We start from the raw sequence: 15,545 nt of genomic DNA on the forward strand, positions 1-15,545 counted from the left end.
TGCGCCAGACCACCTGCAGCGGCTCGGCCAGGCCTTCCCACTGCACCGCGGTGCGCAGGATGTCATGCCGGTCGATCACTGCCTGCAGCGACTGCATGAAATGGTCGAGCAGGTCGCGACTGTCGAAGCTGAACAGGGCGGACGAAAGATAAACGTCGCCCTTGCCGCTGGCGAGGTGATGGAACAGGATGCCTTCCTGCAGCGGCGCCAGCGGGTAGATGTCCTGCACGTTGGCCGCGCCGCCGGGCACGGTGGCGACGATGCGGTCGATCTCGGCCTGGGTGAGCGATACCAGCGGCAACATGCCGGGGCGAATCACATCGGATTGTGCGTCGATGCCTTGCGGCGGAACCGCGACGGGGGCGTCGAAAGCTTCGTTTGCGGGCTTCACGCTGCCCGCCTTTTGCATGGCATCCGCCAGGTCGGCCAGCGTAGGGGAATTGAACAGCGCGCGCACGTCGGCCTGAATGCCGAGTTCGTACATGCGCGATGCGACCTTTACCGCCAGCAGCGAATGGCCGCCGAGCCGGAAAAAGTTGTCATTGCGCCCCACTTTTTCAAGGCCGAGCACCTCTTCCCAGATATGCGCCAGCGTCGTCTCAAGCTCGCCCTGCGGCGCGGTATAGGCACGCTCATCCGCACCTTGCCGCCCGCCTTCGGCGTGCAGAGCCTGCCGATCCAGCTTGCCGTTCGCCGTCAGCGGCAAGGCATCCAGGCGCACATAGAGCGCCGGCACCATGTAGTCCGGCAAGGCCTCTGCAACGTGCGCGCGCAGAGCCTCCGCATCCGGTCCCGCCTCTGTGCAGGTGTAGTAAGCCACCAGTCGCTTGTCGCCGGGACTGTCTTCACGCGCAAGCACCGCCACCTCGCGCACGCCTGTATGGGTGGCCAGTCGCGCCTCGATCTCGCCGAGTTCGATGCGGAAGCCGCGAATCTTGACCTGGAAGTCGTTGCGCCCCAGATATTCCAGCATGCCGTCGTCCCGATAACGGGCAAGGTCCCCGGTGCGGTACATGCGCGCGCCAGCCTCGCCAGCGAACGGGTCGGCGAGGAAGCGCTCGTCGTTGAGCTCGGGCCGGTTCAGGTAGCCGCGTGCGACACCGGCGCCGCCGATGTACAGTTCGCCCGCCACACCCAAGGGGACAGGGCGCAGGCGTTCATCAAGCAGGTAGATCCGGGTGTTGGCAATCGGCCTTCCGATCGGCACTGCTCCCTCAAGGGCATCCTCGGGGGCGATGTCGTACACCACGCAGCCGACCACGGTTTCAGTCGGGCCGTATTCATTAATCAGCCGCACTCCGGGCTGGATGCGCCGCCATTGTTCTACCGTAGATGGCGGCAAGGCTTCGCCGCCGATCACGAATACCCCTACGGCGCTAGCAGTACCCTGCGCCAGCAGTCTCTGCCCCAGCACGTCCAGGTGCGCCGGCGTGATCTTGACCAGCCCGCAACCGCGGGCGTCCTGCACCCGCTCTTCCAGTTCTTCGAGCTCGCGTCCCTCGTTCAGCAGCCTGACCCGGCTGCCGTGGATCAGCGGTGTAAACAGGCTGGTGATGGTGGCATCAAACGAAAGCGACGACGACACGACCGATCCCTGGTCCGGCCTGTAGGTCTGCTGCGCCCAGTGCAGGTAGTTGGTGAAGCCGGCATGGCGCACCATCACGCCCTTCGGTTGACCAGTGGAGCCGGAGGTATAGATCAGGTATGCCAGGTGGTCCATGACCAGGCTGGCGCGTTCCGGGTTGGTGGACGGCTGGCGCGCCCAGCGCTGTGCATCCTGCTCGAGGTCGATCACGGCCGCGTCCGAGCCGGCCAGGGCCAGGCGCAGCGTGGCGTGCACTCTGGCGGAAATCCGTTCGTGCGTCAGTAGCGCCACCGGAGCGCTGTCGCGCAGCATGAACTCCAGGCGTTCAGCCGGATAACTTCCATCCAGCGGTACGTAGGCGCCACCGGCCTTGAGTACGGCCAGCAGGCCGACCACCATGTCGATGCCGCGCTCCATGCACAGTGCGACCCGTGCATCCGGCCCTACCCCCCGCTTGCGCAAGTGGTGGGCCAGCCGGTTGGCGCGCGCGTTAAGTTCGCCGTAGGCAAGCTCTTCGCCGCCATGTTCGAGCGCAACGGCATCCGGCGCGGTTGCGGCCCGCTCTTCGAACAATTCATGCACGCAGCGCATCGATGGATACGCCGCCTTGGTCGCATTCCACTCCTTCAGCAGCAGGCGTCGTTCCGATTGCGGCAGGATGTCGATATCACCTACCCGCACCACGTCGCCCGTCTCCAGCGCTGCCGCCAACCCGGCCAGCGCCGTGTGCATGTAGCTGCAGACGCGTTCGGCCTCGATCGGGGACTGGGCCTGGATATTGAGCGCCAGGCCAACGCCGAGGTCATCAATGTTCAGGCAGAGCGGATAATTCGAACGCTCCTGGGAGCCCAGAAACGTAATGCCCTGGCCCGGATCGGAGGGCTCTACAACGGTCACCGGCGCTTCTCGCCCTTGTTCCGGCGCTGCGCTGAAACGGTAGTTCAGGAAGGACGTGAACAACGGCGCTGGTGCCTCGACCCCGCTGCAACGCTGCGCCAGCAACAACGACGCATGTTCATGACGGATCAGGTCGGCAAGCAGTGCATGCGTATCATGAAGCGCGCGACGTACGTCGGACTCGCCAATGCTCAAGCGAATCGGTAACGTGTTGATGAACATGCCGAGCGCGCGGTCGGAACCGTGCCCGCTTTGCATGCGTCCCGCCAGCACAGTGCCGAACACCACTTCCGGACGCCCGCATACCCTGGCAAGAACCTGGGCCCAGGCGACATGGCAAAATGCGGCCAGGCTGACGCCGAGCGTCCGTGCCTGGGCGCGCAAGCGTAGCGCCAGGCTGTCCTCGAGGCTACGCCAGCTATCGGTGATCCCCGCTCCCGATCCCTGATTATCGAGTACGCCGAAGGGAGCAATTGGTTCGTGAATGTCACCCAGCAGGCGGCGGAAAAATGCCTCGTGCAACTCGCGGCTGATACCTCGGCGCGCCTGTACGACCAGATTGCGGAACGACACCGGCGCCGGCAGCAGGTGCCCCATGCCGCGCATGCATGCGTCCACCTCTTCGCGCATGATCTCCATCGTCGTGTGATCCATGACCAGATGGTGAAACAGCGACATCGCCACCCAGCGTCCATTGGACGGATCGTGTGCAATGCAAAGACGCAGCAAGGGCGGATTACTTACATCCAGGCGATAGCGGCGTGCATTGAAGCGTGCACTCAGTTGCTCGACCACGTCGCCGCCCGGGTTGTCGACGGCAACTTCCTCCACCTGCAGGACGACACGCCGTAGCACGACCTGCAGCGGTTCCGGCATGCCCTTCCAGATGATCGCGGTACGCAGGATGTCATGCCGGTCGACGACCGCCTGCATGGCCGCGACGAAGTGATCAAGCTGCTCGCGGCTGTCGAAGCCGAACAAGGCGTGCAACAGATAGGGATCACCCTCCTCGGCAGCGAGGTGATGGAAGAGGATGCCTTCCTGCAATGGCGCCAGCGGGTAGATATCCTGGACATTCGGGGCGCCGCCGGGAACGGCATCGACGAGGCTTTGCAACTGTTCTTCGCTCAATGTGGCAAGCGGAAGCATGTCCGGAGTGATCCGCGTGCAATCCGGCGGGATTCCGTTATCCGGCACGTGGCTGTCGGAATTCTTCGGTGCCTCGTACTGGCCGCTCCTGATCATTTCGATCAGGGCGTCCTTGTGATGGCGCAGCAAGGCTACCAAGGAGGGGGCGAGAGCCTGGCGCTTTCCGTGAACGGCAAGTTCGGCACCCTTGACCGAAAGCGTCACATTATCCTGGCCAAGTTGCTTCAAAAGCTCGTCTACCGTCACTCCGTGCCTCCTTCGTGCGTTCGATGATTCCATCGGGACCGAGGCGACGTATATGCATGTTGCGTGCCATGCAACGAGAATGCGTAAGGCACTGAAATTACTGAACTTTATGGAGCCGGCCAGCGCAAGCCGGGGCGTGTCGGCTGAAAATCCGGAAAACCGCAGGTCGGGTTCCGGGAAAGGTAAAAGGGCCCGGGAACCCGCCTGGCACGGTGCGGCCGGAGGCAGTCAGCCGGCACTTACCCCGCGACGCGCGCGTTGCCCCCCAGGGCGAGATAGAGATCGACGAGATTGGTCAGCCGGTTCAACCGGTTCTCCAGCACCGCCGCCTCTGCCTCGCGCAGTGTCTGCTGGGCGTCGAGCAGGAGATTGAGCTGGATTGCCCCGGCCCGGTAACGAACCTCGGTGATACGGGTCGCTTCCTCCGCTGCCGCAAGCGACTTTTCAAGCAGTTCCCTTTGCTCTTCGAGCCGGGTACGCGCCGAAAGCCCGTTCTCGACCTCGCTGAACGCACGATACAAAGTATTGCGGAACGTGACGATCGCCTTCTCATGATCACTTCTGGCGATTTCCGAGCTCAACCGTCTTTCAGTCCACTGCAGGAACGGCAGCGTCAGTCCCACGCCCAGCACCGCTGCCGGGCTCTTCAGGAGCTGGGCGAGTTCCTTGCTCGCACTGCCCAGCCCGCCGGTCAGCTTCAGGGTGGGATAAAAGGCAGCCCTGGCCGCATCCGATAGCGCGAGTGCTTCTCGCAGCCGCAATTCGGCCGCGCGGATGTCAGGCCGACGCCCGACCACATGGGCCGGCAAATCGAGGTCAACGGCAGGCAAGGCACCGCTCGGCAACCGAGGCGCCTCGGCTTGCGGCGATTGCGGCGGCATATCGAACAGGATGACCAGGGCGTTCCGGCTCTCCACCCGCTGTTGCTGCAACTGCGACAAGACCGCACGCTGGGCAAACAGCGCCTGGTTGGCCTGATGGACCTCGAGGCGGGAAAGTGCGCCGCTTTCCTGGCGGATGCGGGTCAACTCTAGAATGCGTTCCAGCGCCACGACGTTCTGCCCGGTCAGCGCGATACGCTCGTTCAGATAGGCGACGCGCCAGTACAGTTGCATCGTGGTGCTGATGACCGACAAGGCAACGCTGTCCCTGTCTTCGGCGGTCGCCAGCGCCTCCAGCGCCGCCGCGTCATGCTCTGACGCCAGCTTGCCCCACAGGTCGGGATCGTAACTCACCGCTCCTTCGATGCTGAAGCTGCGTGTCACCGTGTTATTGGTGGAGGCCAGTCCGCGCCGCAACTCCGTATCCACCGTCGTGCCGAAGGCCGGGGTCTTGCGATCCTGTGACAGGCCGGCCTGTAGTTGAGCGCGGCGTACGGCGATGACAGCCTCAGCCAGCCGACCATTGCGTTCAAGCGCCATTGCCACCAGCGTGTCCAGTTGGCTGTCGCCAAAATCGCGCCACCAGTCGGAACGGCTAGTGGCGCGCTCACCCGCCGGCGCGTACTGCCAAGTGCCGGGGATGCTTGCCTCCGGCGTGGCCTGGGGTGTGCGTTGCATCCCGGCGCAGCCGGTCAGCACCAGCATGGCAAAGACGCAAAGCGTGCGTGTCCTGGCTCCTGTCGCCATTCTCATTCCCTTGCCAGTGCCAGTGCCGGATCAAGCTTCGCCGCCTTGCGCGCGGGCAGGAAGCCGAAGGCGATGCCGATAATGGTCGAAACGAGTATCGCGACCACTATCGACGCATTCGAGTAGATCAAGGTGATGCCCCCTTCGGCAAACAGTGACGTGCGCTGGCTGACCTCGGTGAACACGAGCCCGAACGCGAACGCAAAGGCGATGCCGAGCAGGCCGCCGATCAGACAAACCAGCACGGCTTCGATCAGGAATTGCTGCATGATGTCAGACTGTCGCGCCCCGACTGCCATACGTATCCCGATCTCGCCGGTTCGTTCGGTGACCGAAACCAGCATGATGTTCATGACGCCGATGCCACCCACCACAAGCGAGATCAGGGCGATCGAGGATATGAGGAAGGTCATCGTCCGCGTCGTTTTTTCTATTGTGGCGCGCATGCTGTTTGCATTGATTAGATAGAAATCCTTGCTTCTGTGAAGCGTGCTCAGGAGCTCGTCGATGTTGCGTTCCGCCGCTTCAACCGGCATGTCTTCGCGCACCTGAACGGTGATCACCTCGAGATGGGACTGGCCGAGCACACGTTTCATCACTGTCGAATACGGCATCCACACATTCAGATGCTGATTGTCGACGAACGGGCTTTGCCGCGCCTCGGCTACACCGACGACCAGTGCGGGAATGTTGCCGATGAAAAGCACCTTGCCGACCGGATCGGCATCCTTTCCGAAGAAGCGGTCGCGCGTGCTGATGTCGATGACGACGTCCTGCGAGAGACGCTCGATGCTCTTTGCGCTGAAGGGCCTGCCTTGCGTAAAGGTCATCGAGCGCAGGGCGAACTCGGAGGCGCCGACGCCGTTGATTGAAACGCGTGCGGAAACATTTCTGTAGCGCGCCGCCCCGTTTGCCGTCACTCTCGGCGTTACGCTGTTGACATAAAGCTGACCTTCAAGTGCGGCAGCATCGGCGGGGACCAGGGTCTTCAGTCCCAGGCTGCGCTCATCGCCCTGCGCCCGCCCGGGGAATACGTCAATCGCGTTGGCGCCCAGCGTCGCCAGGTCATCGAGGATGTGCTGACGCGCACCTGCTCCGAGTGCCACCACGAGCACGACGGACGCAATACCGATAATGATTCCGAGCATCGTGAGAAAGCTGCGCAGGCGGTGCGACGCCATCGAGCGCAACGCGATTCTTGCGGCTTCGCCAAAGCGATTGAGTACAGCAGAAGCGGCGCTGCCGACTGCGCGCGGCCTGTCGGAACGTGTCGGTAGCCGTGCGGTGTTCGGCACCTGCGTCTGTGTCCGGTCCGATACGATGATGCCGTCGCTCAGTTCAACGATGCGCTCCGCCTGGGATGCCACCTTCATGTCGTGCGTGATGATAATGATTGTGTGGCCGTCGCGATGCAGCTCGCGCAGTACTTCCATCACTTCCTGCCCGGTGCGGCTGTCGAGAGCGCCAGTCGGCTCGTCGGCGAGGATCACGTCGCCGCCGTTCATCAGCGCCCGGGCAATGCTTACACGCTGTTGCTGGCCGCCCGAGAGCTGCGAAGGGCGGTGGTGAGCACGATCCGACAGGTCCAGTCGCGCCAGCAGCTGATTGGCGCGATCGTGCCGGGCTTCGCTTCGGAGTTCGGTGTAAATAGACGGCATCTCGACGTTCTGTGCCGCGTCGAGTCCCTCAAGTAACTGATAGCGCTGGAAAACGAAGCCAAAATGTTCTCGCCGCAGGCGCGCCAGCGCATCCGGTTCCATGGACCCGGCTTCCTGGCCGGCCACCTTATAGCTGCCCCTGCTTGGCCGGTCCAGGCATCCAAGGATGTTCAGGAGCGTGGATTTGCCGGAACCGGACGGACCGACGATGGCAACCATCTCGCCTGCGCGGATGCTCAGGTCTATGCCCTTGAGTGCGGAAACCGTTTCGTCGCCGGTCCGGAAATCCCGCCAGAGTCCGGCGAGCTCGAGCAACGGCGCCGGGTTCATTTCGCCTTTCCCGGCCCTTGGGCCGGGCCCATATCGCCCACGACCACGCGTTCCCCGGCAGACAGACCTTCGAGTACCTGCGCGTTGATGCCATTGTCGATACCAAGACGGACCGGCCGAAGCGAGACCTTTTGCGCATCGTCGATGACACGCACCCGGTACGCTCCTGCCTTGTCCGCATCGACCAGGGCGGCTGACGGGATCGTGACCGCGCCTTGCGCCTTGGCCAGGATGATGTGCACTTCCGCTGTCATCCCGATGCGGAACTTGCTGTCCTTGTTCGGCGCGTCGAACAGCGCGTTGTAATAGACGGCGGTACCATTTGCCACGTTCGGGCCAGCGCCCGGCACGGCCTCCTGTGCGAGCGACTCCGGTGCCGGTTCGACCGCACGCAACACTGCATGATGGCGCTGGTCGGGCGCGCCGAGTATGGTGAAATACACCGCTTGCCCGACCTTGACCCTGGTCACGTCCGCCTCCGAAACCTGGGCCTTGATGGTTATCGTATCCAGTGCGGCGAGCTTGACGATGGTTGGCGCCGCCTGGGCGGAGTTCACCGTTTGGCCTTCCTGCGCAAGGACAGCGACGACTTTGCCGTCCATCGGCGCGGTGATGCGCGTGTAATTGAGGTCGGCCTGGGCCTTGTCGACCGCCACTGCGGATTGCGCATTCTGGGCATCGAGCGCCGCTATCTCCGCACGGGTTGTTTCCAGGGTGGCTTCGGCGACTTCGAGGTCGGAGCGAGAACTTGCCTCCTGCGCATACATGTTCTGCTGCCGTTTGTACGCCAGCTCCGCCTGTCGCAACTGCGCGGCCTTTGCCTGCCGCTGCGCGCGCACGTAGGCGAGCGAAGCCTGTGCGTCCCGCAGCGCGTGGTGCTGGGTAGTGGAATCGATCTCGGCCACCAGCTGACCGGCCTTGACCTCGTCGCCGAGTGCGACCTTGAGCGATTTCAGCTGACCGGATACCTGTGCCCCCACGCTGACCTGCTTGAGTGCCTGCAAAGTCCCGCTGGCGATCACGGTTTCTTCCAGGTCGCGCACCATGGCAGTGGCCGAGATGAATTTCGGTTCGTCCGCGACCGAACCCTGGTGGTAGAGGAACGCGTATCCCGCGCCGATCAGCACAAGCACCAGCAAGCCGCGAGCGGCATACCGGGATAGAGACTTCACTTCGACAAACTTCATGGCACCGGGGATCCGTTCATAAAAAAGGGAGCTTTCGCCGGACTGCCGCCACCCGGCATGCGCATGTACATCGACGCACCGTCATATCAGGATCTCCACATCATCCGCCGCGGCAGCAAGTTCGGCCAGGGTCGGTTTGGTAAACAATGCGCGCACATCGACATTCAGCCCTCTTTGCCGCATGCGCTCCGTTAGCGCCACTGCGAGCATCGAGTGCCCGCCCAGCTTGAAGAAATTGTCATGGCGGCCGACGCGTTCCAGTTTGAGCAAGTCCATCCAGATCTCCGCGAGTGCCGTCTCCATTTCTCCGACCGGCGCTTCGTAGTTCTCGCCGCGCATGCCGCTACCCGGCGCGGGCAAGGCCTTGACGTCCAGCTTGCCGTTTTCGGTCAATGGCACCGACGACAGCAGAACCAGGTCGGCAGGCAGCATGTATTCGGGCAGGCTCTCGCGCAGGTATTCCTGTGCGTCCCGAATCAGCATGCCGGCGTCGGACCAGACCTGCAAGGCCGCTTCCGTTCCGAAACCGCTAGCCACCGAAGCGCGATCACTTCGAACCGCATATACGTTGTACAGGGGCGTATTCTTCAACCAGTCGTCCTGTTCATGCTGCACCGCGAATCCATGCGCTTCTAGCATTTCAAGAATGCGTGCCAGGCGTCCTCCGACATCATGCACCTCCATGACAACCTGACCGATCCTGGCCCAGTCGCCGTCGTCAATGCCACACAGTACCTCATATTCGGCATTTTCGACATCAATCTTAAGCAGGTCGATCCGCTCCACGCCCTCCTCCGCGATCACGTCGGAAAGACGCCGGATGCTGCAGGTATACTCCTCGCTTTCCAGGCTGGCCGCGACAAGCTCATCCACCAGCGCGCTATCCCGCGCCACGCCGGGACCATCACCTTCTTGCCGATTCAACAAATAAGACTTTACCGTGAGATGGGCTCCTTCGTCACCGGTAAGGCTGCTCGACATGACCGTATTGTGTGGGTAGAAGGTAAAGCGCGTCTGTTCAGTCCGGTCCGACAGACCGCACTCGAACAGCCTGGCGTTCAGGCCGTACATTTCTGCATTGAGCCGCAGCGACCGACATACCGGCGGAATTGGTTCGAAGGCGAAGATCCTTGTGTTCGGTGCCTGCGATGCAGCGAACAGCGTAAACATCCCGATGTTGGCACCGACGTCGAAAATGCAGTCGCAGTCAGCAATCCGGATGCCATGCTTGAGGTAGGATCGGTCCGCGAAAATCTCCTTGTACAGGAACTCGGTTTCCGACTGGTTGTGATGAAACACCGACATGCCGTTCGGCAGGCATAGTTGTGCGGCGCCGGCCGAGACACCGGCCTGCGCCATGCGCAGTGCATTCATGACCGGCGCGGCCCGCTTTTCGGACGGCACTGCGTAGCCGACCAGGCGCCGATCGCCTTCACCATATTCCCTCACCACGACTCGACCGTCCTGCAACCCCGGATGCGCGGCAAGCCGCGCCTCGATCTCGCGCAACTCGATGCGGAAGCCGCGCACCTTTACCTGGGTGTCGTTACGCCCAAGGAATTCGATGTCGCCATTGGTAAGGTAACGTGCAAGGTCTCCCGTACGGTACATGCGCGCCCCAGGCATCCCCGCGAAAGGATCGTCGACGAAGCGTTCGGCGTTTAAATCGGAGCGATTCAGGTAACCGCGCGCGACGCCGGCGCCGCCGACATAGATCTCGCCTGCTGCGCCAGTGGGCACCGGCTGGCCATGACGATCGAGAAGGTAGAGCCTCAGGTCCGGTATCCGGTGGCCGATCGGGCTGAAGCCTTCACGCTCGGTATCCTCGATGTCCAGCGGACGGCAAGTGACATGCACGGTCGTTTCGGTGATGCCGTACATGTTCATCAGGCGCGCCCCGCTGTTCCTCCGGTCCGCATACCATGGACCGAGGCTCGCGGTTTCCAGTGCCTCACCGCCAAAAACGACATGGCGCAATACATGCTCGCCGTCACTACGCTGCTGAGCCTCGATCAGCTGCCGGAACGCGCTCGGTGTCTGATTAAGCACAGTCACACCTTCGCTGCACACCAGTTCATAGAACTGCTGCGGCGAACGTGTGACTAGGTGCGGAACGATGACAAGCCGTCCGCCGTGGGCGAGCGCGCCCCAGATCTCCCAGACGGAGAAATCGAAAGCGAATGAATGGAACAGCGTCCACACGTCGCGCGGTCCGAAGCTGAACCAGGAGTCTGTCGCGCTGAACAAGCGTGAGAGATTGCGATGCTCGATCATCACGCCCTTCGGTTCACCGGTAGAGCCCGAGGTATAGATGACATAGGCGAGGTGGAACGCGCACAGACCGGTTTCCGCACGTCCGAGATTGTGCGGCGCGTGGTCGCGCCAGCGATGCGCCTCGCTGTCAACGGCTATCACAGCTACGCCGGCTGAATCGAGTACTGCACGGGCAGATTCGCCGACGTCGGCATGCGTCAGCACCAGCAGCGGCGTGCAGTCCGCCAGTGTATAAGTCAGACGCTTGGCCGGGTACCTTGCGTCAAGGGGAACATACGCTCCGCCCGCCTTGAGCACGGCGACCAACGAGACGATCATGTCGATGCCACGCTCCAGGCAGAGGCCGACCAGTGTGTCGGGGCCAACGCCCTGCTCACGCAGGAAACGGGCGAGCCGGTTCGCCCGTTCATTCAACTCCGCATAGCTAACTTCGGTGTCTTCATGCACCATCGCGCAAGCATGCGGCGCGCGCTCTGCGTGCTGTTCAAACAGTTCATGAACGAAGGTGTCGGACGTTTGCTCCGGTGTGATCCGGTTTACGCCCTCAAGAAGCCACTGGCACTCCCTGGCGTCGATGAGCGGGATGCGGTCGACCCTTGCAGCATCGTTATCCGCGATCGCGATGAGTGCGTTCAGGAAGTAGCCGGCATAACGCTCCATCGTCTCGCGCTCGAACAGCGCGGTCGCGTACTCGATGCCGCCAACCACGCGCTCGCCATTTTCCGCCAGGTTGATTGTCATATCGAACTTAGCGACTTCATACGAGGTTTGCAACGCTTCCAGCGACAGACCGTGCATCGCGATCTGTTCTTCGCCACCGCCGTTCTGCCAGGCAAACATCACTTGGAACAAGGGTGTGTGCGAAGTGCTGCGCGGTGGATTAGCGATTTCAACAACATGCTCGAACGGGAGGTCCTGGTGTTTCTGTGCGTCGAGGGCAATCGATCTCACGTTTTGCAGCAGGGTCGCCGCGCTCATTTCTTCCGGCACGCCGATTCGCAGGGCGAGCGTGTTGACGAAGAAACCGATCAGCGGCTCGACCTCAGTGCGCATGCGGTTCGCGCCCCCGGTGCCGATCACCACGTCGTCCTGGCCTGACAGCCGCGCGATCACGAGCGCCCATGCCGCCAGCATCGTCATGTACAGGGTGACGCCGTTGCGTTGCCCGATTTCCTTCAGGCGCCGCGTCAGGCGGGCGTCGATTTCCAATGCTATGGCCGCGCCGTCATAGGACTGCTCGCGGGGACGCGGGCGGTCCGCTGGCGGGCTCGACAGCACGGGTGCGTCGGCCAGGGTACGCTTCCAGAATTCCGCCTGCGACTGCAGCACTTCGCCCGAAATCCAGCGCCGTTGCCAGGCAGCGTAATCCGCGTACTGGACCGGCAGCGCAGGGAGCGGATCATCCTGTTCCATGCAGTACGCTCGATACAGGGTCGAGATCTCGCGAATCAGGATACCCATGGACCAACCATCCGAAACGATGTGGTGCATGGTGATCAGCAAGGCGTGCTCTTCCTCGCCCAGCCGGATCAGTCGTCCGCGTATCGGCGGTCCGCTCTCCAGATCAAAGGACGTAGCTGCTTCCTTGTCGGCCAGAGCGGACAGTTCAGCCTCGGGATCCTTGCTGGCGCGCAGGTCGAACTCGATCAGCTGAAACCCGACATCCGGCGGGGCGATGCGCTGGACCGGCACGCCGTCCACTTGCGCAAATGTAGTGCGCAGAGCCTCGTGTCGTGCAACGACACGATCGAGCGTCCGGCGCAGCGCTTCGCGATCCAGACTGCCGTGCAGACGGACACCGGTGGGCATGTGGTAGGCCTGGCTAACGTCGCCTATCTGCGCCAGGAACCAGAGGCGCTGCTGGGCGTAGGACAGTTCCAGCGGTGCATCGCGCGGCACTGGCGTGATGGAAGGCAGGTCGCTCGCGGCGGCTTCCTTGACCGCAGCTGCGAATGCGGAAAGGGTCGGCCGTGCAAACAGCTCGGCCATCGGCACTTCAAGCCCGAGCTCGGTCCGGATGCGGGACACCGTCTTCATCACGAGCAGGGAATGTCCGCCCAGTTCGAAGAAATGGTCGTCGCGTCCGATCTGCTCGACTTGTAGCAGATCTGCCCAGATGCGTGCGACATCAGCTTCGAGCCCGTCTTCCGGCGCGACGTGGGCGCGCACGACACGCGTTGTATCGGTCGGGGCTGGCAGCGCAGCCCGATCGATCTTTCCGTTGGTCGTGAGCGGGAACGCGTCGAGCCGAATGTAGGCGGCCGGCACCATGTAATCGGGCAGGAAGGCAAGCAGATGCGCGCGCAACGCCTGCGCCGAAATCTCCTGCACCCCGTCCGCTGCAAGGTAGTAGGCCAGCAGCGCTTCCGTACCGCCCGCGTCCGGCACCACCAGCACTTCGCGCAGCCCCGGATGGCGCGCCAGTGACGCTTCGATTTCCCCCAGCTCGATGCGCAAGCCGCGTATCTTCACCTGGAAATCATTGCGCCCCAGGAAGTCGAGCGTGCCATCGGGCCGGTAACGGGCCAAGTCACCGGTGCGGTACATCCGCGCACCCGGCTCCTTGCTGAACGGGTCGGCCACGAAACGCTCGGCCGACAGTTCCGGCTGGTTCAGGTAGCCGCGCGCCACGCCCGCACCGCCGATATGGATTTCTCCCGGCGCGCCAAGCGGCACCGACTGGCCAAACCGGTCCAGCAGGTAGATGCGGGTGTTGGCAATCGGGCGTCCGATATGCAACACCTCCGCCGACGCGTCGACCAGCCCCGACGTGGCAACCACCGTCGCCTCGGTCGGGCCGTAGTTGTTGACGACCTGATAGCCCTGGCCAGGCGGCGGCCGGCGCAGGCGGTCCCCGCCCACCAGCAGCGTGCGCAAGCCGGCCTTGTCCGGGCAGCGTTCGAAGGCCAGTTCCGCCACCGGCGTCGGCAAAAAGCTCACGTCCAGCGCGGTCGTTTCCCACCAGTCCAGGATCGCGCCAAGGTCGTTGCGTGCACCCGGCGGCAGCAGCAGCGTTGCCCCGCTGCACAATACCGGCCAGATTTCCCACGCCACCGCATCGAAGGCGAGCCCGGCGACGCTGGAACTGCGCTGCCCTGCGCTCACCGCAAAGGTGTCGCAGTGCCAGGACACGAGGTTGACCAGGTTGCGATGCTCGACCATTACGCCTTTCGGCTTGCCGGTCGAGCCGGAGGTATAGATCACGTAGGCAAGATGGTTTGGCAGGAGCCCGGTCCTGCGGCCGGGATCCTGTGCCGGGTAGTCCAGCCATTCGGCGTCGCGGTGATCGATGGTCACAACGGGCGCAGCGGTTCCGGCCAGCGCGCGGGTCGCCGCGTCCGTCGATGCATCGCTGAGAATCGCCACCGGTGCGCAATCGGCCAGCATGAACGCCAGCCGCTCCGGCGGTGACGCCGGGTCCACCGGCACATAGGCGGCACCGGCCTTGAGCACCGCCAGCATCGCGACCACCAGGTCGATGCCGCGTTCCAGGCAAAGCGCCACCCGCGTGTCCGGGCCGGCGCCAATGGCCAGCAGGCGATGCGCGATCCGGTTGGCGCATTCGTTCAGCGCGCCATAGCTCAGGGCTTGCGGGCCGCACTCGACGGCCAGCGCATCCGGGTGCGCGAGCGCCCGGGCCTCGACCAGTTCGTGTGCACACCGGTCTTGTGGATAAGCAACCTGGGTCGTATTCCACTGTTCCAGCAGCAGGCGACGTTCGGCCTCGCCAAGCATCGGCAATCGCGATACCGCTTGTACCTCACCAGACGTCATTTCCTCCAGCATGCGTTGCAGGTAGGCGACGTGACGCGCCATCGTGGCCGGATCGAACAGTGCGGCGGCGTACTCGATGCCGCCGACGATCCGCCCGTCCAGTTCACTCAGGTTCAGCGTCAGGTCATACTTGCTGGTCTGGTAGGCAGTGTCGACCGGTTGCAGCTCCAGGCCGGACAGCGACAGATTGCCGGTGTCGTTGTTATGCCAGGAGAAGGTGGCCTGGAACAGCGGGTTGTGCGCCATGCTGCGCGGCGGGTTGACGAGTTCCACGACCTGTTCGAATGGCAGGTCCTGGTGTTGTTGCGCAGCGAGTGTCTGCTGTTTTACCTGTTGCAGCCATTGGTCAAGGTCTGGATCGGCGGACAGGTCCAGCCTCAGGGCCAGCGTGTTGACGAAGAAGCCGATCAGCGGCTCGACTTCGGCGCGCGTGCGGTTGGCGACCGGCGTGCCGATCACCAGGTCATCCTGTCCCGACAGGCGTGCCAGTACTGCGGCCCAGGCCGCGAGCAGGGTCATGAACAGCGTGGTGCCGTGGCGCTCGTTCAATGCCTTCAGCTTGCTGGTCAGCCCGGTATCGAGCACGATTTCGATGTAGGCGCAGGTGAAATCCTGCTGTGCCGGACGCGCACGGTCGATCGGCAATTGCAGCAGCACCGGTGCCCCGGCCAGCGTCTGCTGCCAGTAGGCCGCCTGCGCCTGCAGCACCTCGCCCTCGATCCAGCGCCGCTGCCAGGCCGCATAGTCGGCGTACTGGATCGCCAGCGGCGGCAGCGGATCGTCTTTGCCGGCACGATAGGCGTTGTACAGCGCGCTG

General features: G+C 63.3%; 5 protein-coding genes. All 5 read right to left on the reverse strand.

Going from position 1 to position 15,545, the window contains the following annotated elements; genetic code table 11:
* On the reverse strand, window positions 1-3,877 hold a 3,877-nt coding region (locus ACFQUU_RS28535), incomplete at its 3' end, for an amino acid adenylation domain-containing protein (RefSeq protein WP_382251947.1).
* Window positions 3,878-4,116: 239 nt separating this feature from the next.
* The gene (locus tag ACFQUU_RS28540) at window positions 4,117-5,505 is read right to left on the reverse strand and encodes an efflux transporter outer membrane subunit (RefSeq protein WP_382251948.1); all 1,389 of its coding nucleotides are present in this window, start codon (window positions 5,503-5,505) and stop codon (window positions 4,117-4,119) included.
* Window positions 5,506-5,507: 2 nt separating this feature from the next.
* Window positions 5,508-7,493: a MacB family efflux pump subunit gene (locus tag ACFQUU_RS28545; protein WP_382251950.1), complete on the reverse strand. Its 1,986-nt coding sequence runs from the start codon at window positions 7,491-7,493 to the stop codon at window positions 5,508-5,510.
* Window positions 7,490-8,680 carry an efflux RND transporter periplasmic adaptor subunit gene (locus ACFQUU_RS28550; protein WP_382251952.1) on the reverse strand — a complete coding sequence of 397 codons (1,191 nt, stop codon included), beginning with the start codon at window positions 8,678-8,680 and terminating at the stop codon, window positions 7,490-7,492. The genes ACFQUU_RS28545 and ACFQUU_RS28550 overlap by 4 nt, the downstream gene beginning before the upstream one ends.
* Window positions 8,681-8,761: 81 nt before the next feature.
* Window positions 8,762-15,545: amino acid adenylation domain-containing protein (locus ACFQUU_RS28555; protein ID WP_382251954.1), on the reverse strand; the 6,784-nt coding region annotated here is incomplete at its 5' end.

Source organism: Herbaspirillum sp. GCM10030257 (genome assembly GCF_042666555.1).
Lineage (GTDB): Bacteria > Pseudomonadota > Gammaproteobacteria > Burkholderiales > Burkholderiaceae_D > Noviherbaspirillum.

Coding starts and splice junctions, on each gene's coding strand:
- ACFQUU_RS28540 (WP_382251948.1), bottom strand. CDS start 5,505: ATGGCGACAGGAGCCAGGACACGCACGCTTTGCGTCTTTGCCATGCTG.
- ACFQUU_RS28550 (WP_382251952.1), bottom strand. CDS start 8,680: ATGAAGTTTGTCGAAGTGAAGTCTCTATCCCGGTATGCCGCTCGCGGC.
- ACFQUU_RS28545 (WP_382251950.1), bottom strand. CDS start 7,493: ATGAACCCGGCGCCGTTGCTCGAGCTCGCCGGACTCTGGCGGGATTTC.